The following is a 21,245-nucleotide window of genomic DNA, read 5'->3' as shown; positions in this document are numbered from 1 at the left end:
GCTGGATGACCATCACAAAAAACGTGTTCTCATTACAATATTTGAAACACCGGGCGATCTTCAATAAAGTGTACGGGAAGCATCGGAAATTGGGCGGAAAGTACATCTGCGAGATACTTCATCCCAGGTGCTTCACTTTCAGCATGTCCCAGCATGATAAGTGCTCTACTGTGCCCTTGATAGACAGCATCTTTAACATATTCTGGTGTTTCCCATTCTGGGCCTTCACCGGCGATGACTACATCTACATTATCATTTAGAAATAATGGAATGGCTAGATCGCCACCTCCCCTGTATCCTACTGAAATTCCCACTCGTTCACATGGCATGGAAACCTCGCCAGCCACCCGTACATAACGAATATGTAGTTTGGCTTTGATATATTCAGCGATCTCCTTAACTTTCATAGCTGGAATAGTCAAAATGGCGGCCGTCGGCTGCTGTTTTACCATGTAGTTGTGCCAGCCAAGCGCCTGAAGAAGCCCAACCATCACTCCATCCGGTTGATAACGATGTATGGTGTCATGAAACCGATAAATGCCTATACCTGCATCGGCAATGAGGCGAGATTTTTGCGAAAAAACCGGATCATGTAGTAGACACTCATGCATCCTCTGATGACTATAAAAAATGCCTTCATGTGTAATGATAAAATTTGCACCTAGAGAAATAGCTTGTTCTATCACGTACTGTGAAGCGGAGAAAGCGGTTACAATTCCTTGCACCTCAGTATCTACAGATCCTGGGTCCAGCAGATCTACGGTGGTGTGGGGTAGGCTTATTCCCTTGGTCAGATGATTCACAATCAGACCCATAGTCATGGTCATACACGTTCCCTCCTCATGGATAATGCATAGCAATTGTACCATTTTATTTCAGCCATAGGCGCTATTCTTTCTAGCAAAACAGCCAGTTCCAGAGGAGCCAGCTGTTTTACGAATAATTCTATTATTTATACAGAACTCCTAAAATGGAGTCGATTCGTTCTTTTGCTCCTTGCCAGGATGTCATGACGGGGAACTCATATTGCTCTCTTGCTCTCAGATTCCATGGATGAGGAATACAAAGCACCTTTTTCCCCTCCTTTAGCGCAGGTACTAAATTATGAGGACCATCATCAATCAGGAGATCATAGTTAATCAGGTTCTTTCGTTTACATGGGAAAAAGTTCTCGATCGGAATGAATGGCATATGTCTTTGAAGCCAGTTCCATTTCTCTACGACGGTCTTAGGTTCTGCTGCTGTCACAATAATGACATCAAAAGCATTGCAAAGCTTCTCCATTTCTTCTACAACATACTCGTCAAACAGTTCAAGTTCCTCAAACAAACCCGGTCGCCCATAAAATACATCATGCGTGCTTTTGGGATGACGTAGATGATCCGTGTTCCAATCTAACATTTCTTCATAACGAAGCGGATGAGTGGGAAATTCACTATTGTTATGGTATATGGCTCGTTTGACGAGATGACAGATGGTATCGTCCATATCGACTGCAATGATTGGTTTTCTCATCAGCTTGCCCCTATTCACTCTGGTAAAATTTTTCACAAGAATATCATACTATAATTTAATATCGCGGTGAAGCTTAGGTATTGCTGTCCGATAGATCTCACCTTTGTTCAAAATAATTAACCAAGCAAAACGTTAGGTCAACCTACACAAATCCGGAATATCACAGAAATATAGTTAGGTTATTTTTATCAATATAAACTAAATTTTAAACAAACATAAACAATAAATACAATGAAACCACAGAAAATCGCACTTAAATAATACATCCATGTGTTTATACTTCAAAAACACAAAAAAATAACCAAAATAACCGATTGAATAACAAAAACACAAATGATAGAATAACAAAAATAACTTTTTTCATATTTAAAAGCGCTTAATTTTGTGTTTAGCTTACTGCTATTTACACACTTACATACCTAACTTCATCTCTGTATAGCAGGAGGTTGAATAATATATTTAGGGAGGAATAAAAATGAAGGTATTGTTAAGAAAAGCACTATTGTCTGGAATGATCGGCTTGCTCATCATGATTGGTTTAGGAGGAGTTTTCTCCAAGGTAGAAGCTGCTTCAGGATTTTATGTAAGCGGTACCAAATTGTATGATTCTACAGGCAAGCCATTTGTTATGAGAGGCGTCAATCATGCTCACACATGGTACAAAAACGATCTTTATACAGCGATCCCGGCAATTGCCCAGACAGGTGCTAATACTGTCCGAATTGTCCTTTCTAACGGAAACCAGTACACCAAGGATGATATTAATTCCGTGAAAAATATTATTTCTCTCGTCTCCAACCATAAAATGATTGCTGTACTTGAAGTTCATGACGCTACGGGCAAAGACGACTACGCTTCTTTGGATGCAGCTGTGAACTACTGGATTAGCATAAAGGATGCTCTAATCGGCAAGGAAGACCGGGTTATCGTAAACATAGCGAACGAATGGTATGGTTCTTGGAATGGAAGTGGTTGGGCTGATGGATACAAGCAAGCGATTCCCAAGCTGAGAAACGCAGGTATTAAAAATACGCTCATCGTCGATTGTGCCGGATGGGGACAATATCCTCAATCTATCAATGACTTTGGTAAATCTGTATTCGCAGCTGATTCTTTGAAGAATACGGTATTTTCCATCCATATGTATGAGTTCGCTGGTAAAGATGTTCAAACTGTTCGAACCAATATTGATAACGTTCTGAATCAAGGACTCGCTCTGATTATTGGCGAATTTGGCGGTTACCACCAGGGAGCAGACGTCGACGAGACAGAAATCATGAGATACGGTCAATCCAAAGGAGTAGGCTGGTTAGCCTGGTCCTGGTATGGTAATAGTTCCAATCTTTCCTACCTTGATCTTGTAACAGGACCTAATGGCAATCTGACGGATTGGGGGAAAACTGTAGTTAACGGAAGCAACGGGATCAAAGAAACATCGAAAAAGGCTGGTATCTACTAAACGTACTATCAGAAAGTAAAAAAGGCTCATGGTTGAACGACCATGAGCTTTTACATTTTTATACTTTATACTAAAAGTACCCACTGTGCGTCTCTGAACTTACACTTCCTGGGTTATACGGTGAGTCGAATTTCATACACAGGCACGATGCTGACTGCGCGGATATCTACGATACGTTCCTTTGCCGTCTCTTTCCAGCCAGCCATAGTCGTATTGCTGTTGAGAACCTTACCTTTTCGTATTGGGGAAACATATACGTACAACCCTTGCTCGATGAGCCGATGCTCAAATGCTTTCAAGCCTATTTCCCAGGTCGTATGGTTGCAGAAATTATCGTTGATCAGTTCGCCATCCATAAAAGCATAACCGATATCTCCAGTATAATCGATACGCAGCAGAGCTTCCTTAATTCCGTGAAAGGCATCTATCTCAAAATCAATAGTAAGTTTATCGTCATTTATTCTTTTCAAATTGAAATGAATTTCTCGCTTAGGAGCCTTTAAACGATACGTTTTAAATACATTGTTTTCTGTTATGTCTAGCAGCTCTCCACCAGTAATAGATGTGATCGAGGCGTCGAAATCAGGGAATACACTCAGGGTTACCATTTCTTGATCCGTCGATTCCAGCCTTAGATCGCCCTCATATACAAGTACATTGGCATTGGTCAAAATGACTCTGTCCCGGCCTTGCATGTTTACCTTCCAAAATGTAAGACTTTGCTCATCAGTCATCGTGTAGATGGCAACTTTTTTGCCACTTTCAGATACCAGATGGATGAGACTATCGTCCTCTTCAGCAACCTTAATGATCGTGTTCCCATCCAACTGCTCTATCGAGCCTTTGTCGATTGTGGCACTGATGATATCTTTTGACTCAATTTCATATCTTCCCTTCATCCCCTCTGGTACAAAGAAAAAGTAGTATACTTCTCCATCTTCTTCTATCCTTGTTATCAGCTGTGCCGTAGCATATTTGAGCTTCATTCCATCTAAATTAAAGTTAAATGGCAATATAGCGAAACTTTCACGTCCTAACATCAGCTCACCTTGACTAGGGATTATAATCGTTTCCTCGGGCAGTTCAATGCTCACATTAAAATCGCACAGGTCGTCATTTTCGACATGGTCTTGGAAATTATTTAGAAACAGATAACCCGATCCAGCACTGGATCGCACTGCATATCGTAACGTATCCACATCATAAGGGTCCATCTGGGACGTATCCCCTGGCAGAATAGTCTTGGTTACTGAGAATTGCTTTTGGAACGTTGAAAAAAAGTAATGCTGCAGCTTTGTTCTATGGTACGATTCCCTTACTTGACCGAATTCGCCGATCATGGCGTTGAAATCATAGGATATTTTAGGTGTGGCTAGATCATTGGTGAACGGGTTAACCTTACCCCGAGGATTGGAACCCCCATGATACATGTAATATCCGATCAGATTACAGCCTTCTGCAACCTTCATGACAGTCATTGCTGGAACACTGCGGTAGGGAAATGCGAACCGATATTTATAAAACTGAACCATGCCGCCACCCATTTCACAGCAAGCGTACGGATAGTCTTCAGGCGCGTATTGAGGCTCAAAATTGTAACTCACTAGAATCTTGTTATTATGCTTGTCGCGGAAAATGTATTCCGGTGTCGCAGGATGCTCGTCCATCCCCTTCAAACGTCCCTCTTCGTAGTAGATCCATGGCCAATAGGCATACCCGCCCCATAACGGCAGCATATCAGGTACAGGAGTTGTTGCTCCTCCCCATCCTGTGCACGTATAGATCGGAGTATCAATCCCCGCTTCCAGAGCTATTTCTTTAAGTTTTAACATATGCGAGTTACCGTCACTTCCACTGTTTAGCCACATATCATTAATTCCTACAGTCAATGCCCACTGGGCAGATGAATGATGATGCTCGTTTTCGATTTGGGTGCCGATAATCGGCCCCCCCTCCTTATATAACAGCCCTTTAACCTGGGTACCGATTTCGTTATACAATCTTCTTGTATAGAACAGATACCCCTCATCATTAGAACGAACCTCAAATGGTCGACCGAATAACCAATCTGGCATACCGCCGTTTCGAATTTCCCCATGATCAAAGGGACCGATCCGAATGATGGAGTATACCTGATGTTTGCCGCACAACTCGATGAAACGACGAAGATTCTTGTTCCCACTCCAATTAAAAACACCTTCAACTTCTTCATGTAGGTTCCAAAAAATATAAGTGGCAATGATGTTTACGCCGCCCATTTTTATTTTAATAATTTCGTCTTCCCAATAGCGTTCATCATAACGGGCATAATGGAATTCACCACAAATACCGAAAAAGGGCTCTCCGTCCTTCTCCATAAAATAGTTGGTGAATCCGATCTCCTCTCCTTTTGGGTTGGTGCCGCCAAGTTTGATATGTCCTTTAACAATATGCTTCTGATCGTCTTTAACCGCAACTCGATAGTTTCTCATGGAGTTCACTCCCCTCACTCGTTAATCTGAATTCAGGATAAATTGGTTCCACTTGCGCTGCCAAGCGATATCATTCCAGAATGGATGATGGGGAGCGCAGTTAGAACAGAGGGTCATTCCCCAGAACCCAAGTGCCATTCCTTTTCGCAACACATATTCAGCGATAAATTTGCCGACTGGGCCTTCTTCAAATTGGCCATGCAGCGGCGTGTAGCCTACATAACCTTCTCCTATGACAATTGGAATGCCGGAATGACGAGTCCATTCATGAATCTCTTCCAATCGGGTGTCGGCCTTCTGCAACATGGCCATTTTATGGTCTCCATACCGATCGTACAAAAATAAATCCCATTGATCGGGATCTACCCAGTCGTGCAAATAAATAAGTCTCATGCCGACTGGATTGCCTTCCATCCGCCAATTCTGCCCCGGAGGCAGGGTCCATTTTGTAAATGGAGGAGCGTCTTCTCTTAATAGGGATTGTACGAATGGATTGGGGAACGGCGCCAACTCATCATAAAGCGCTGCCGCTTCCATAAGCTCATTGAGCACCCCTTTAATATAGAGGTGAAAATGGGCCACCTGCATATTGCGCGCGACGTAAGCTTTGGGGTAGGCTTCATTTAACGTATAGCTGGCCGTCATCATCATATCCGGATGACATTGGCGAAGATATTCTATCGCTTCTTCTACGTAGGGCTGCATGGCTTCAATAAGCGCCGGTACATTCGTTTCAGCTATGCCTTCAGACGTTCCGACGGCGTTTAACTGCCCAAATTCCAATTCATTATGCAGCTCTGTATAGATGATCTGACTCCTGTAGCCTTCTGCTGTGACGAAACGGATCAACTGATCCATTGATTTTGCAATGGCCATGAATCTCCCCTTAGGAGGAATTGCAGCTAATTTATCTCTAAGCTCAGCATGAGCCAGAAAGCTGGGACTCTGCTGATATTCCCAAGAGGATAACATAATGTAACAGTTATGAGCCTTTGCTTGTTTGAACAGTTCGAGCAAATGAGCATGCCCGTCCAGTAATGCGCCTCCACGACAGTTATACCAACGCGTACGCTGGCCTACTTCCCCAAGGTTAGCAAACTCCAAGGGTCCGGGGCGTTTGCCATCCGCTGTAAACAACATGAATGGCATAGCACATATTCGGATCGTATTGTAGCCTCTTTCGACCGCTTCTTTAAAACGGGCTTCCAGATCGCTATAGGGCTCACCTTCCTGCGTCATGGTATACCAAGAGAAGTCCCACATCGTGATCGTCAATTTGCGCGGTACATTTCTCATGAGATTACTCAATTGATTTCCCCTCCCAGCTCCAATCCATATGGTTCAATGCTCCTTGATGGTTGGCTTCCAGCTTAAGCACCGATTCAAAATGTAAGATAGCTTCGTCCTGCCGCCCTAATCCAAGCAAACCAAGTGCTTTCATATAAGTACAATGAACCTGATTACGAATATTCAGGTCATCTTCAAAGATGAGAAAGTCGGGTAACGAGACCGCGAAGTAATCTATTTTCACGGGTTCGAACAAGTGCCTATCGGCGTAATCTATGAGCTTGTTAAATCGACGCTTGCCTTCCTTCACATAACCAAGTTTCTGCCAGGCCAATCCTTGGTAAAATATCATATCTGGCTGTTGATCGTTATAATACATGGCGTTAATGGGTTCCCCCAGTCCTTGAGAGGCCGTGGAAAAGGCCTGTCTTGCCTCATCTGTTAATTTCAATAGCTCGTACGCGCAGCCCAAATAATAATAGATATCATTATCTTGGGAACCCTCTAGCTTACCTTCGCCAAGATTCTCTGGATACACTAAAGCCTCCCGCAGCCCCTTTACAGCCTGTTCAATCCGCCCAGACCTCAGGTCGGACTTGGCAAGCTCTACCTTGGCCAGCCTATACTGTCCCGTTACCTTCCCCTCTCCGCCTTCCCATGGATGAAATATTCTCCCTGTCAGCAAGGACAACGCTATCTTATGCTGCTTCATCGTATTGTGAACGGTTACATATTCTAAAAACAGATCATCGCGAAGCTTTATGATTCCCGGATAACTCTCCATTAGATTCAATCTGTCGTTGGGCTTGATGTTCAGCTTCTTATACAGCTGGTCAAGCTCATAAAGAATACGTGCGTCTGAAGTATTGCACGCAAAGGCCTGCTCTAACGAATGGCGAGCCTTCTCTACTTGGCCTTGTTTGTTAAAATATCCAAGAGCAAGATTACGGTGTACAACGGGGGAAGTATCGTCAATGGAACGAGACGTTTCCCAGCTGGAAATGGCATCCCGATGCCGTTTCTTATCATAGAGTAAATTACCTAAGTAATAATGCGCCTTGTCATCCTTCGGTCTTGTTCGAATTGCAAATTGTAACACATCCAACTCAAACAGACGGTTAGGAAAGCAGTAATCGGGTACTGCATCTGCGGCCTGAGCGAGAGCATTGTTCACCTGCTCAGGCTTGCCGATTTTAGCATAGCAGAAGGCCTGAACGTAATACAGCATAGGGTATGTTTTTGCCTGCTCTGGAGCTTCTTCCAGCACACATGCTGCATCCTCATAGAGTCCTGCCGCCGCATAGTCCGATGCTACCGCTATATAGTTGTGCACATCTCCACGCATCCATTTTTCCAGCTCTTCAAAGACCGTTTTAGCATCATCTCGTAACCCGAGAGCCTCTAAAGATAATGCTTGCTCACGGTAAGCTCCAAAATCGGCGATATCGAGCTTCATCGTTTCCTTGGAAAAGGCTATTGCCGCTTCGTAGTTGCCAAGCTTACGAAGAATAGCCGACTTCAGGTTGCGTGCCTTGTAATTGCGAGCATTTCGGATTATTGAGCGCTCCACGAGTTCCAGGGCTTCTTCATAGTTCCCTTGTTCTGTTGCAATCTGTGCCAGTGAGAAATACCCGCTGTCTTGCCATGCCGCACTCCATACTGATTTATAAAATGCAGCGAACGCCTCATCCATCCGCTCTTGGTGTTTTAGCGACAAACCAAGCTGGTAGTAGGCCTCACCATCATAGGGATTAGAGTTACGCCAGGTTACCCGCGAGATGGCTTTACGAAAGCACTCTTCACTTTCTGCATATAACCCTCTGCGAAGAAGCAACGTACCATATGCCATATTTATACGGCTGTCATTCTTATCTCTTTTCAGGCCCTCAAGGTAATACGCCTCAGGCTCAAAGGTAGCATGACGGTATTGCTCCAAGTGTTGTCCTGCTAAATACAATTCTTCGTTCGTTCTTAATTCCTCCGGTTGTGGCAGGGGGTCGGCAGCAGCCGGCATCTGCTCAACTTCCTTTTGCTTAGGCTGGTAGCTAATCAGCTCCCTTCCGGTCGCGTCTTTGACGCTTAAGCATAGATCATAATCCTCATCCTCAGCCAAAATAACTGTCTTCTGTATCAAGGCCTTATTAGGTGTCAGATCCAAGGTTTCTTGAATATAAACTTCCCGCTGGCTGCTTAATTCCACAACAGCCTCGCAAAATGACGAAGTTACATAGACGCCAATCTGTACTGTCCCTTCGCTGCGATTTAATTCCAAACTAACGGCTGCGTCAATTGAAGCGTTTTTGACCATACCAATATGTTTGTAAGGCATAAAATACTGCGAGAACGTCTTTTCTTCATACGGCTGAAGCCAAGTGAAATCTGGTTGATTATCGGTATACACTCCCGTCATCAACTCGATGTAGGGGCCGTCTTCATCTGTTAGATTGCGGTCCCAAGCTTGGCCGAATTCGCCATTTCCCCATGTCCACTGCTTTTTCCCGGGAGAGATGTGATGGTTGGCCACATGCAAAAGCCCAGCTTGTTTCATATGGTCGTAACCACCTATGAAATTGTAATCCGATTTATAGGCCATATATGAAGTGGGAACAGGAATATTTTTGTATCGGGAGATATCTACGCCTTCAGAATAATCCATTTTATAATAAGTGCCTGTAGCAATCGGGAAACGGGATACATCTCGCTTTCCATGGTCGAACACGGCTGATACGTCTGGAGGAAAAACAGATTGCGTATGCTCATGTACTGCTACGGCTGGATTGGCCCACCATAAAAATGTTTGAGGCTCGGCAGTCCGGTTATATAGCTGGGCCCCCACTTTAAGGTATGCCTTATCCGGTTGAAGTGTAAAACCAGCTGTTACTTTCGTGCCGAACATACGATCAATTTCGCTCACCCATACCGTTGCGCTTCCGTCGTCGTGTTCTTCCAACTTGTATTCAACGGGTCCGTAAGTGTTGGGACGGTGATGCTGCGGCCAGTTGAACTCAATGCCTCCAGATATCCATGGTCCCAATAAGCCCACAAGCGCTGGTTTGATGACCCTGTTATAATAAACAAAATCATAACCGTTGGTCTTGTCGACCGCACGATAAATGCGTCCTCCCAGCTCTGGCATGATCTCAATGCGCAAATATTTATTTTCTAGGAAAACTATTTGATAATTTTCAAGTTTCTTCTCATCCTCAATTTTATCAATGACCGGATGCGGATACACTCGACCGGAACTTCCCTGATAGACACGTTTCTCCAGAAACATTGGATTTTTGTCGGGTTTGCCAATTCCATACGTGGGGATCTGCACGGTTTGCTCCCACACGCGTGCCCTAGCGTCGAAAATGCTCAATTCCATCACTCCCTCATAGTCGCTCTTATATTCAGAGCTTACAAGTAAGCGACATTACAGACAATTGACAATCTACTGTTTATGATGGACTATATACGTATTTCATCATTAGAGCCGCCTAAGGCTAGGAGATGGATAGATTATGAATAAGAAAGCTGATGGATTTGAGGGTGAAAAGTTATATGTCGTTCCACCCTATATACTGGATAAATTAAATATGAATCCGCTTACAAAAAATCTATATATTACGGATATAGGCTGCTTCAGCCATGCCCGCCATCATTTTCGTGAAAGAATGCACGGATGTGACTCTCATATATTCATCTACTGTACCAGCGGAAAAGGTTGGATACGAACAAAGGATGGCCTAACGATTGACATGACAGAGCGAGGCTTTGCGTACATTCCCAGAGACATGCCGCATGCTTATGGGGCTGACGATAGAGATCCTTGGACAATTTACTGGTTTCATCTTAAAGGGGACCAAATGGATGATTTTATAGCATTGTTTGAGCCTTTTAAAACGTATATTTCGATATCTGCCAGTGATGGAGTCAAACTACTGGAGCTATTTCATCAGTGTTACGACCTTTTATTGAATAAATCATACTCCATTATACATTTAGTTCAAGTATCGCAAACTGTCCGTTATCTGCTGAGTTTTGTTGTATCGGTTGCATTTCGCAAGGAAGACAGTACGTACCAGAGTCATGTGGATAAGGCAACACGCTATATGAGTGAACAATTGGAATCCACCGTTTCGCTTGAGCAGCTTAGTCGGCATGTTCAGGTATCCAAGCAGCATCTGAACCTGATATTCAAGCAATCCACCGGCTACTCTCCTGTCGATTACTATTTAAGAATGAAGATACAGAGGGCCAGTCAGCTTTTGGATTTGACGAATGCCTCTATTAAAGAAGTTAGCATACAACTCGGTTTTAGGGACCCTTACTACTTCTCCAGACTATTCAAAAAAATAATGGGCTGCTCTCCTTTGGAATATCGAAATAATTTGAAGGGTTAATCTATGTTCATCAGGAGCGTTCAAATTTGCTTCTATCGGGCTACCGCAAGGTCACAGATCATTTACGAATCACGGGTGCAAGGTCTATACTTAAGGTTAAAAAAGGAAGTTTTGTATGCTCCTCACGTTGAATCGTAGACTAAATGCAGCTATGCCGCTAATTACACCAATCAGCATTCTAATTGGCGTCCTAATCGGTACGCCGTTGTCAGAATATACCGAACTCTCTCCCTGGCTGTTTGCATTCATGACCTTCGCGGGCAGCATCAGTATGGGGTTTAAGGATTTTGTCCATGTGATCAAGCATCCTGGTCCGCTGATCGCCTGTCTGTTTATTCTTCACCTGGCCATGCCGCTTCTCGCCATGATGCTGGGACATCTGGCCTTCAGTGATGATCCTTACACGATTACTGGACTTATTCTTGGTGCAGCTATCCCTACGGGCATTTCCAGCTTCGTGTGGGTCAACATCTATAAAGGCAATACAGCGCTGACATTGGCGATCATTTTAATTGATACGATTTTGGCCCCATTTGCCGTGCCGGGCATCATGTCCCTACTGATCGGAGCGGATGTGCAGCTCGATACCTGGGCGATGATGCAGAGCCTATTCTGGATGATTGTCGTTCCTTCGCTAATCGGCATGGTGTTGAACGAATGGACCAAAGGGAAGATCAAGCAGGTATGGGGACCACGGCTAGGACCGTTCTCCAAGCTGGCTATGGCTCTTGTCGTCATGATTAACGGATCTGTCATTGCGCCTTATCTGGTCGATTTTAATCTTAAGCTTGTCGGAGTATGCCTATCCATAATCGTCCTTGCCTCCACTGGATATGCGATCGGTTATCTGATATCAGGACTGATGCGGTGGAATAATGCAGACCGTACGGCGCTTGTCTTTAACGGCGGCATGCGCAATATTAGCGCGGGAGCCGTGCTTGCCATCACCTATTTCCCGGCCCCGGTAGCATTGCCGGTTGTACTGGGGATGATTTTCCAACAATCCACAGCATCTCTGGTCGGGTTTCTGCTGAGTCGTCGCGACCGCGGCAACGCCAAGGAAAAGCGCAATACGGCCTCTGTTTCTTAAGCAAAGGGGGTTAGCGGTGGTTCCAGATGATAAAACTCCTCCTTATGAGGAGGAGTTAGTTTCGGAAGGGCGTTTCTATACGTACATGGTTGAAAGTCTAATTCAAATATGCATGCACAATCATGTAAATGGTCACTTTCCACTTCATAACATTACTATTGAATCGTGTAGGGTAATAAACTTAGCTTCCGTAAAGAGCCTTTCGCGGCACAACGTTCAAGCCATATATTACCCTAAGGAAACTAAGAACGATATACACAGGTCGCAAAGTCTAAAACAGCTTTTGCGTAAGATTTTGAAATTGTGACTTCACTCCATCTTTCTGAAGTTCTGATTGTAACACCTGATTAAAGGTTTGAAGTGCACGCTGGAATTTATTTTCACCAAATTCCGTAATCCGAGTATACACACCTCGTCGATCATCCTCGCATGTATGTCTTTGTAAAGCCCCGCAGTTTTTGGCTTCCATTCTCACTACGAGTCTCGATGTCGCACTTTGACTTAATCCCACCAATTCTTGAAGTTGCTGCAGTCGTAATTTTTTTTCCTCGGAATTGGATATAAAACCTAAAACATAAAACTCCTTCAAAGATAAATCATAATTTTGTAGCAGGGCTTGTTCTAACTTATCATTTAAAGTGGAATGGATGTGAGACAAAGACAACCATACATCCAAAAGTTCGTTTTCATGTTGCAAGTTTAGACCACACCATTCTATATTGAAGTATTTCCAGTAAGTTTATCCTATTGTAACAAGCTTAAATGGAATGGTCAAAACCCATAACCTATTTTGAATATTACAATCCGTCGTCACCGAACCAGCATGCAAATGCAGCATAATGATTCTCGTTTCAGAGTGTCGATTTTATTGACAGTAGTCCACCCTAACTATCTTCCTATGTACATACATTGCTGCAATTAAGCTTATATAATGTGAGAAAGTGAAGATAGCAAAAAACAGGTCAATCATGGTGATATCTAACCATAATCGACCTGTTGAATGTAAAGGAATAGCATTTTCAAAGTGAGCGGTAACAACATCATGACGAAATGGAAGAACAACGTAGATCGTAGCAAAAGGAAGTCAGACAACCAATTTTCACATGTAGCCTTTCAAAAAGACGACACTGCATATCCAGTGTCGTCTTGTTAGTGTTATTTTTAATTGTTTTTGTTTCAAAGCAACTTAATAAGGTGAACTTTGCAAATAAAACTCTTGGCCTGAACCCTGAAGACTTCTCGAACCAGTCCCTTGGGAATTTCCCCCTTCAACCACTCTATCAAGATATATATAGATTCCATATCCTTTTACTGTATACATAATATGAACTGCAATCTTTTCATTGAGTTATTCAGCTTGCCATATATCTTTCAATTTCCAATATGTCAGCCCATTTACTAGCGCCTCTCCACCCTCTGTTATGATTTCTATGCCTAGCAATTTCTCACCCGGATAGATGCGACTTGTCATCGTAGCTTGCCCTTCATTCGCAAACATTTCAATGGATGAACGATCCAGATATACATGCAATGTCAGCTGTCCCTCAGCATTGAAGGCTGTTTGACGTACTCCATCTGTCTTTTTACCTGATTTAGAACAATTAAGCATTAGTTTCTGCTCCGGAATAGAATATGTGATAACCGTTTCTTCTCGACCTGTTCCACGAAACTTCAAGCCTACCAGGTCTGCACTTGACTTCGTGAGGTCGAACACTACCTTAACTTCAAGCAAGTCTTCTTCAACTTCCTTGAAGTAACTTCCAGAAATAGCGCCATATTGATACAAAACATGTTTACTTTGACGAAGTAACTTCATTTCTTCAACTGGAGTCATCAGTACTTTATTATTGTCACCCAACGTAATTAAACGTGGGATCGTCATTGCTCCACACCAGCCGTCTGCTTTCGTCGGCATATCCGATTCCCACATATCCATCCAACCAAGCGCTATGCGGCGACCTTGATCATCTAGAAAAGTTTGAACAGCATAGAAGTCATGACCAGTATCCAACTCGATGAACTCTCCATGCTTATATTCATTACTATCATAATTATATTCGCCAACATAATATCCCGTCTGGAACAAGTTATTGTACTTATCTCCTTGCGCATCAATACCTTGTGGGGAGAACATAAATATATGCTTACCGTTCAGTTCAAAAAAATCAGGGCACTCCCACATGAAGCCCATATTCTTATCTCCCTGCAGAAGCACACCATGATAGGTCCAAGTCCTAAGATCAGGAGATGTATATAGAATAACACGCGGCAGATCTTCTTTCGTGCTGTTACCTAGGATCATGTACCATGTATCCTCATGCTTCCATACCTTCGGATCACGGAAATGCTGTGAGCTATCAGTCGGAGGTTCAGCGATTACGGGATTCTGCCTTAGTTTTGTAAAATGAATGCCATCTGTGCTTACTGCCACATTTTGATTTTGGAAAAAGATATTGTTTGGTTGATCAATATAGTGATGACCAGTATAGATCAATGTCAGTTCGCCGTTATTATCTACTGCGCTTCCTGAGAAGCAACCATCAAGGTCACACGCATCTCCAGGCGCTAATGCAATCGGACAATGCTCCCAATGTACAAGGTCTTTACTCTTCACGTGGCCCCAATGCATTGGGCCCCAGTTCTCATCATAAGGATGATGCTGATAGAAGGCGTGATATTCACCTTTGAATTGAATTAATCCATTTGGGTCGTTAATCCAGTTTGCTGGTGCCATAATATGATAACCTAATCGGTACCGCTTGTTCATTTTCGCTTCTGCCTGTTTCAATGCTTCCTCAGCTTGCTTCGTATTGTTATTATATGTGTTCATCTTTCTTCCTCCTATGCTGTTTCAATATGCTTGTTAGGCTTGGGATCCAGCTTTTTCGGTTCTTTCTTTAAGGTAAAGATTGAGATTGTTGTAAAGACAAATACGAAAACACCCATAATCACGTACGTATTTGCAAAACCTCTAATGTCATAAGACATACCGGCGATTGGCGAGAAGATCGAAGCTCCTACCTGACTCATAAACTGGAATCCCACCAGATACAAGATCGAAGACAGACGCGTATCGAAATTTGCAGCCAAGTACTTAAATACGGAGATCAGCATGATTGGCAGTTCCAATGCGTGAATCAATTTCATAGCTGAGATTCCATAAGGTCCAATAACTAAGCCTGAACCCATGATCCGGAACGCCATCAAGAACCCTGCCAATATTAGACCCTTTTTTGCTCCAATTTTGTTGACAATGAAAGGCGCTAAGAACATCATGCCTGCTTCCAAGAACACTTGTAGGGAATTTAAGTAACCGTAAACTTGATTGCCTAATGCAACCGTTGAGAACGTCGATGAAAAGTAATTCGGGAACTGCTGGTCATACACATTGTAAATACAGGTAACACCAAGAACATATAAAATGAAGAACCACAAATGCTTATTTGCAAACAAATGGCCGATTTGCTTAAAGTTAACGGATTCTGCTCGCTCCATCTCGGAATCTGTCATTTCAACTTTAATTGTCATCATAATGATAAACAGAACGACAGCAGATACTGATGCAATCCAGAAGTTAATGTTAGGGTTGATATTAAAGAGCTGACCAGCGAAAAACGTTGCTGCTGCCCAACCTAGCGAGCCCCACATACGAGATTTTCCGTATTCAAAGTCATATTTTCGGCTGACTTTCTCGACATAAGATTCGATGGCTCCAATCCCTGCCAAAAAAGAAATACCCAAGTATAATCCACCTGCAATGGCACCGAGAAATACATTGTATTGAAGTAACGGCCCATAGATAAAGATATAGAAAGGACCAACAAATAAGAGCAAAGAACTGATTAGAAATAAAATATGCTTCTTTAATCCGATTTTATCAGATATATAGCCATAAAGCGGTTGCATACATAGCGCAAAGATAGCGTTTACAGTAAAGATAACACCTGTTTCAGCACCATTCAGACTGATTTCTTGCCCTAGCCAGATGGAGAACAATGAATAACTTGCTGACCAAGTAAAGAAGAAAAAGAAGAAATAGGCACTTAGTTTCCAGTACATGCTCTTTGACTTTCTCATATCGAACGCTCCTCAAGTTGAACATTTAATGTAAATGAAAGCACTTTCGTATTTACAGATCGATTATATGTCAACCGCTTTCATATGTCAACCGCTTGACATATTTTCGAAAGAAAAAGAGCTTTCCTCTTTGATTTCAATTACTCTAATAAGGATAGCTCCACCTTCTATCACAATGCTGAAAACTATGGAAATTGTATTAAGCCGTACTAGCTTCAATCAGTTTCACTGGTAGATAGGTTTCTCGCGGGACATCACTGAATCCACCTTCAATTTCTTTAATAAGTAACTCTATGGAAGATCTCGCAATCTCCTGTATTGGTTGCTGAATTGTCGTTAATTCAGGGAGAAGATTGCGGGTTGTTTCTGTTCCGTCATATCCAATTACGCGAATATCTTCAGGAACACGTTTTCCTCTTCTTCTTGCTTTAGCAATAAAAGACGCAGCCACCAAGTCATTACTCGCAAACAATCCATCTACTTCAGGATGTTCATCGAGCAAGCGTTTAATCGGTTCGTCGTGATTCTGTTGGTGGAAGGGATCATGTACTTCATAGGTAATTGCCTTTCGACCATACTGCTCCATCACATCTTCATATGCTTTTCTTCTTAAGCTTGCTGGTGTTTCCAATTCAACAGGGCCATTTATGTGTAAGATATGCTTGCACCCTTTTTCAATAAGTAGTTCTGACGCCAGTTTTCCACCCATATAATTATCCGATCCTACAACTGGGATTGAATCGGATAGGAAGCGATCGATCGCAATGACGGCAATGTTCTTCTGTTCATAATTTACGATACCCCGATTGTGTGTACCAACGATAATACCGTCAACTTGATTTCGCATAAGCATATCCACATATGATTCCTCTTTATCCAGCTGATTCAAACTGTTACAAAGCAACAGCTTATAGCCTAATGACGCACAAATATTCTCTATATGAAAAGTCAGCTCTCCGAAAAATGGGTTGCTTGTAGTTGGAATGATTAATCCAATCAGATTTGTTCGTTTACTAAATAATGACCGAGCCACATCATTTGGAAAGTAATTTAGCTCTTGCATCGCTTTATGAACTTGATCCTTCGTTTCTTGACTGATATAGCCACGATTATTAAGTACGCGAGAAACCGTAGTCGGTGAAACTCCAGCTAATTGTGCAACATCGTTAAGTTTTGGTTTCATTGATTCTCCCTGCCTTCTCTTCATGCCATATCTCTAATTTTTTTCATTTTAACATGGTTAAATGTTAAAAAACATGCTTGAGCATTCTTATGGATTATTCTTCAGATTTGTCTCCCTCTAAGAATCTCCTTGGCGACAGAAGAACTGGTCAAAGAAGACGCTAAAAAACAAGGATATGATAGCGAATTTGTTGATTATTACATCATAGAAATGAGCAAAAATCCTCCTGAAGAAGCTTACACCGTATTGCCTGCGGCTGTAACCATTTCGTCGAATCGTGCCACTGCTTAATAGGCTCTGTCGTAAATTCATTTCAATTTCAATTTTAATGATAATGGTAAACTAAAGTCTAAGCAGTCTCATTTCCTCAGATGCATGTCAGATGATAATTCAACGATCATCTTCATAATTAGTGAGAACTCATTGACTCGAAGTTATACTACTTCTTCATTGTCAATTGTTAGCGAATAATAATGTTTTAGACTAAACAATAAAGAACTAGACTGAGATAAGTTATAGACTGGCGACGCGCGGCCCGCATGCGCGACTGCAGTTGCGCTCCCCATCTCTTCCGGAATGAAGTCCAGCTTTGCGATCGGCGCGCTAGCGACTGCGCCCGTGTAATTAGAAAATATAGTCTTAGACTGGAAATTAAAGTATTAAAGGTATAAACTACGAATATGCTTTTTTCTTGAACCCTCTCATATGATGAGAGTAATTCAGTATTCGAGGAGATGGTCTTGATGAACAAGAACATAGGGATTAAGGATACTTTGGTAAGGTTCGACGAGATTTCGAAGCATTATGTTCGGGAGCTGGACAAGTATAGTCTGGCGGAACTGTGTCGCAAGCCAAGCGAGAACGAATGGTCGCTTGGGCAAATGTACCTGCATCTGCCTCATTCCACGCTGAACTTGCAGCTCCGTCTTGCGGAGCAGTGCATGGCGCTCGGTGGCGGCAACGAGGAGGGCGACGGGAAGACGGAGGCCGGTCATGCCGTGTTTGAGCAAGGGAGCTTCCCACCGGTTCGCATTCAAGTACCGGCCGACTTGCAATATACGCCCCCACAGCCAGAAAGCAAGGAGCAGCTTGTCGCCAAGCTGGAGGAAGCAAGGCGCCGCATGCATGAGATTGGGGCGTCGCTACAGAACATAGACCCAGAGCGGCTGCAGCGAAAGGCGACTCATCCGGCCGTAGCCTTCGGCGCGTTAAACGCGGTCGAATGGTTCACGATGGTGGAGATGCATTACCGTCATCATCTTCTTCAAAAGGAGCGGCTGGACGCTTTCTTACAAACTGCAGAGTTATTAGGCTAACAGGACACGATAGTTGAATGTTGACCACAACAGCGGCCAGTCTAGGAATTTATTTTCGCGTCCTTATCTGCCGCTGTTGCATTTATCGGATCAGTCTAAAACTTTATTTTCTTCGGACAATAAAGTTGTATACCGAAATCCAACATTTGTAATTTTGATTCTTTTATCAATATATAAAAATATGTACGTTAAAATGGGGTAATACCAGCGAAAATGGTACAAACCGCAAAGTGTGTGGAGTAATAATGGTCTTTCTCTAAGGCGTGGCTATTTGTTTCCTCTAAGCTTTTAGAGGCTGATCGTTTGGACTGCTTACATCAACATAAACACGAACATATTCACTGTTTCTGTTCTGATAAGCCTTTGAACGCTTCAGCACTCTGTAATAGTCCTCGAAGTGCTCCAAAAACTGATCAATCTCTTCAGGTATTCCTTCAACCCGTATTTTTAGCATCCTCTTTTACAACTCTTCTTTTAGCGATGAGCTTGGAGCATTTTCAACCATTTCGTTTGTGATTCCGTGGATGGCGGTCGCTTCTTCTGGAATGAGGGATACCGGCTTGATTAACGTTTCAAAAAGAGGATTTTCGTCAAGATCAATAATTGCAATCTCTACGATCTCAGAGTCGCCATCTAAACCGGTGGTTTTCACATCTAAAATGATATATTCTGATTTTCTTTGGCTAACTGAACGGTTCGAGCTTTTTGTATTGCTGCTAGTTGTTTCTCTTATTTTCACAAAAAACCAAGCTGACGATTATAAGATGGACTTTTTCTTGTACAAAAAAGAGTCTGCCCTTGGGCAGACCCGATACAAATGAACAGACTCGTGCAAGTTGTGCTCAGTCAGATTGAACCTGCAGGATAGAGGCTGTTTCAATTCGGATTTATTTTGTTAACTTGATAATAATGTGCTTCTACCCAACATCGTCTCTAATTCGAAAACATTTATTCCATCTAATGATCTTTTAATGGAATAACCTAGCTGACATTTTTAAACACCTCTATTGACACTTAACACTATCATCAATACAACACTTCGTTAAGCCACATTATTACAAATTTATTGATGTAGTTGAGATGGACTCACTTTTTGAATTTGAACAAGTATATCAAACGTTTTACCTAATGATATATCAACAGTTTTTGGTATAGCAGGGCCTTCTTTAGTTATTCCAGCGAAAATTTGATGTTGTTCGTTTAACCAAGTTTTTGTCACTCCGTTCGCCTTACGTAAATCAATAAAAAATTGATCTTTTTTGACCTGTCCAAAAATGTAATTATAACTGTTTGGATCATCTGATTTTAATATTCCATATGGGCCAAATTCACCATCATTATTATAAACATTATATTGTCCTTTATAAACTGATGTTCCAATAGATACATACCGTTTTCCATAATATTCTGCTAAATGCTGCCCAGCTACTTTAGGGTATATAAATGGAATCATATTTGTTTTCGAAACGTGTCCATTATGTCCCCAAACTATGGTTTTCCCTAAATGTTCTTCAGTCCACTTCGCATTTTCATACATTGCAATATCATGTTTCAAATAAAAATCCGATGGTTTATCAGGGGATGTTCCTCCTAACATTGTAGTAAACTGTTCAATAATACGAGCATTTTGTTTTATCCATGCGAACTCTTTGGATTTTCCGTTCAGATAACTTTTATTTTGTTCTAATAAAGCACTGATTTGTTTAGCATCTGAAATATACTTTTCTTTTTCTTCTTTTGTAAGGCCCTCAAAAGTAGTCATATCCTTTGTTACAGGAATGAGACCTTTTATCTTCTCTTCTACTCTAGGCACAAGATCTGAATTGTTTCTTTTTATATATTCTATTATATTATTATAAACATTCTCGTTTACTGATTGAATGTCCATCCCAATGATACGCACTTTAGATTTATGTTCTGGATTAGCATTATATTGTCGAATCCAACTAAGTAGATCTAACATTTCTTTTGTGTTAAATACAGGTGATAGATGTTGGCTTGGGTTTCCCTTACCAGTAAGAACATATCGATCAAGCTCCAGAGCTCTGTCCCATCCCTCTTCTAAAACTAAGTTGATGAATCCCTTTTCAGATACTAAATAATTAACAATGCGTTGTTTCATTGTAAAAACTTCATGAGCCCCATGCGTAGCTTCACCTAAACCTACAATTGAAGCTGAACCTACCATATTCTTAAGTGGTTTTAAATCATTAAAAGATGCAGTTGGATTAGTTGTTTTTAAAGGCTTTGCATGCATTTCTAACCATTCCGTTATTTGATTTGTATTGTAGGGAGCTGTAACAGAAACTCCTGTTTTCGAGTCTGCATAAGTACTTCCTACAAAATTAGTCAGTATTATAGCAAAAACACCAAGTGCAATAATCATTTTCTTTTTCATAATACCCTCCTAAAATACTTACTTGTTAGTTTTTTGACATGCTCTAAGGAGCCCAGTTTAA

The 21,245-nt window shown here is 42.1% G+C and carries 16 protein-coding genes; 5 read left to right on the top strand and 11 right to left on the bottom strand.

Annotation, left to right across the window (positions count from 1 at the left end; genetic code table 11):
• Positions 1-32 precede the first annotated feature (32 nt).
• A complete protein-coding gene (locus tag NSQ57_RS03180; RefSeq protein WP_342425614.1) occupies positions 33-827 on the bottom strand; it encodes a Nif3-like dinuclear metal center hexameric protein in 795 nt (264 codons plus the stop codon).
• Positions 828-948: 121 nt separating this feature from the next.
• A complete protein-coding gene (locus NSQ57_RS03175) occupies positions 949-1,515 on the bottom strand; it encodes a hypothetical protein (protein ID WP_165148205.1) in 567 nt (188 codons plus the stop codon).
• A 475-nt stretch (positions 1,516-1,990) separates the two neighbouring features.
• Between NSQ57_RS03175 and NSQ57_RS03170 the strand changes: the two genes are divergently transcribed.
• Positions 1,991-2,974 carry a glycoside hydrolase family 5 protein gene (locus tag NSQ57_RS03170; protein ID WP_165148202.1) on the top strand — a complete coding sequence of 328 codons (984 nt, stop codon included), beginning with the start codon at positions 1,991-1,993 and terminating at the stop codon, positions 2,972-2,974.
• A gap of 113 nt (positions 2,975-3,087) precedes the next feature.
• Here the strand turns inward: NSQ57_RS03170 and NSQ57_RS03165 are convergent, their stop codons facing one another.
• The 3 genes from NSQ57_RS03165 to NSQ57_RS03155 are packed head-to-tail and all read right to left on the bottom strand — an operon-like array spanning position 3,088 to position 10,102.
• A complete protein-coding gene (locus NSQ57_RS03165; protein WP_342425613.1) occupies positions 3,088-5,445 on the bottom strand; it encodes a beta-galactosidase in 2,358 nt (785 codons plus the stop codon).
• A 21-nt stretch (positions 5,446-5,466) separates the two neighbouring features.
• Positions 5,467-6,753, bottom strand: a complete 1,287-nt coding sequence (locus NSQ57_RS03160) for a cellulase-like family protein (RefSeq protein WP_342425612.1) — start codon at positions 6,751-6,753, stop codon at positions 5,467-5,469.
• On the bottom strand, positions 6,746-10,102 hold the full coding sequence (locus NSQ57_RS03155) for a DUF5107 domain-containing protein (protein ID WP_342425611.1): 3,357 nt from the start codon (positions 10,100-10,102) through the stop codon (positions 6,746-6,748). Before NSQ57_RS03155 ends, NSQ57_RS03160 begins: the two co-directional genes overlap by 8 nt.
• Before the next feature lie 136 nt (positions 10,103-10,238).
• Between NSQ57_RS03155 and NSQ57_RS03150 the strand changes: the two genes are divergently transcribed.
• Together NSQ57_RS03150 and NSQ57_RS03145 are read left to right on the top strand one after the other, a co-directional pair.
• Positions 10,239-11,120 (top strand): helix-turn-helix domain-containing protein, encoded by an 882-nt coding sequence (locus NSQ57_RS03150; RefSeq protein ID WP_165148193.1) that lies wholly within the window; start codon positions 10,239-10,241, stop codon positions 11,118-11,120.
• A gap of 115 nt (positions 11,121-11,235) precedes the next feature.
• Complete coding sequence (locus tag NSQ57_RS03145; protein WP_029515905.1) at positions 11,236-12,210, top strand: bile acid:sodium symporter family protein; 975 nt, start codon at positions 11,236-11,238, stop codon at positions 12,208-12,210.
• A 271-nt stretch (positions 12,211-12,481) separates the two neighbouring features.
• Here the strand turns inward: NSQ57_RS03145 and NSQ57_RS03140 are convergent, their stop codons facing one another.
• The 4 genes from NSQ57_RS03140 to NSQ57_RS03125 all read right to left on the bottom strand — a co-directional run bounded on the left by NSQ57_RS03140 (position 12,482) and on the right by NSQ57_RS03125 (position 17,470).
• Positions 12,482-12,907: a MarR family transcriptional regulator gene (locus NSQ57_RS03140; RefSeq protein WP_039270457.1), complete on the bottom strand. Its 426-nt coding sequence runs from the start codon at positions 12,905-12,907 to the stop codon at positions 12,482-12,484.
• Between the two features lie 651 nt (positions 12,908-13,558).
• A complete protein-coding gene (locus NSQ57_RS03135) occupies positions 13,559-15,040 on the bottom strand; it encodes a sucrose-6-phosphate hydrolase (protein ID WP_340954108.1) in 1,482 nt (493 codons plus the stop codon).
• Between the two features lie 11 nt (positions 15,041-15,051).
• Complete coding sequence (locus NSQ57_RS03130; RefSeq protein ID WP_029515908.1) at positions 15,052-16,287, bottom strand: MFS transporter; 1,236 nt, start codon at positions 16,285-16,287, stop codon at positions 15,052-15,054.
• Positions 16,288-16,486: 199 nt separating this feature from the next.
• Positions 16,487-17,470: a LacI family DNA-binding transcriptional regulator gene (locus NSQ57_RS03125; protein WP_029515909.1), complete on the bottom strand. Its 984-nt coding sequence runs from the start codon at positions 17,468-17,470 to the stop codon at positions 16,487-16,489.
• 129 nt (positions 17,471-17,599) lie between these two features.
• Between NSQ57_RS03125 and NSQ57_RS03120 the strand changes: the two genes are divergently transcribed.
• Positions 17,600-17,761 (top strand): hypothetical protein, encoded by a 162-nt coding sequence (locus NSQ57_RS03120; protein ID WP_250273189.1) that lies wholly within the window; start codon positions 17,600-17,602, stop codon positions 17,759-17,761.
• A 452-nt stretch (positions 17,762-18,213) separates the two neighbouring features.
• The gene (locus tag NSQ57_RS03115) at positions 18,214-18,786 is read left to right on the top strand and encodes a DinB family protein (RefSeq protein WP_165148181.1); all 573 of its coding nucleotides are present in this window, start codon (positions 18,214-18,216) and stop codon (positions 18,784-18,786) included.
• Between the two features lie 460 nt (positions 18,787-19,246).
• Here NSQ57_RS03115 and NSQ57_RS03110 read toward each other — a convergent pair whose 3' ends face one another.
• The gene (locus NSQ57_RS03110) at positions 19,247-19,525 is read right to left on the bottom strand and encodes a 3'-5' exonuclease (protein WP_080658578.1); all 279 of its coding nucleotides are present in this window, start codon (positions 19,523-19,525) and stop codon (positions 19,247-19,249) included.
• A 324-nt stretch (positions 19,526-19,849) separates the two neighbouring features.
• Complete coding sequence (locus tag NSQ57_RS03105) at positions 19,850-21,184, bottom strand: erythromycin esterase family protein (protein ID WP_069010912.1); 1,335 nt, start codon at positions 21,182-21,184, stop codon at positions 19,850-19,852.
• Between the last annotated feature and the right edge of the window lie 61 nt (positions 21,185-21,245).

Origin of the sequence: Paenibacillus sp. FSL L8-0502, assembly GCF_038593055.1 — a bacterium.
Classification (GTDB): domain Bacteria; phylum Bacillota; class Bacilli; order Paenibacillales; family Paenibacillaceae; genus Paenibacillus; species Paenibacillus polymyxa_D.
The sequence above is the reverse complement of the archived record's forward strand: the minus strand, read 5'-3'. Positions and strand labels throughout refer to the sequence as shown.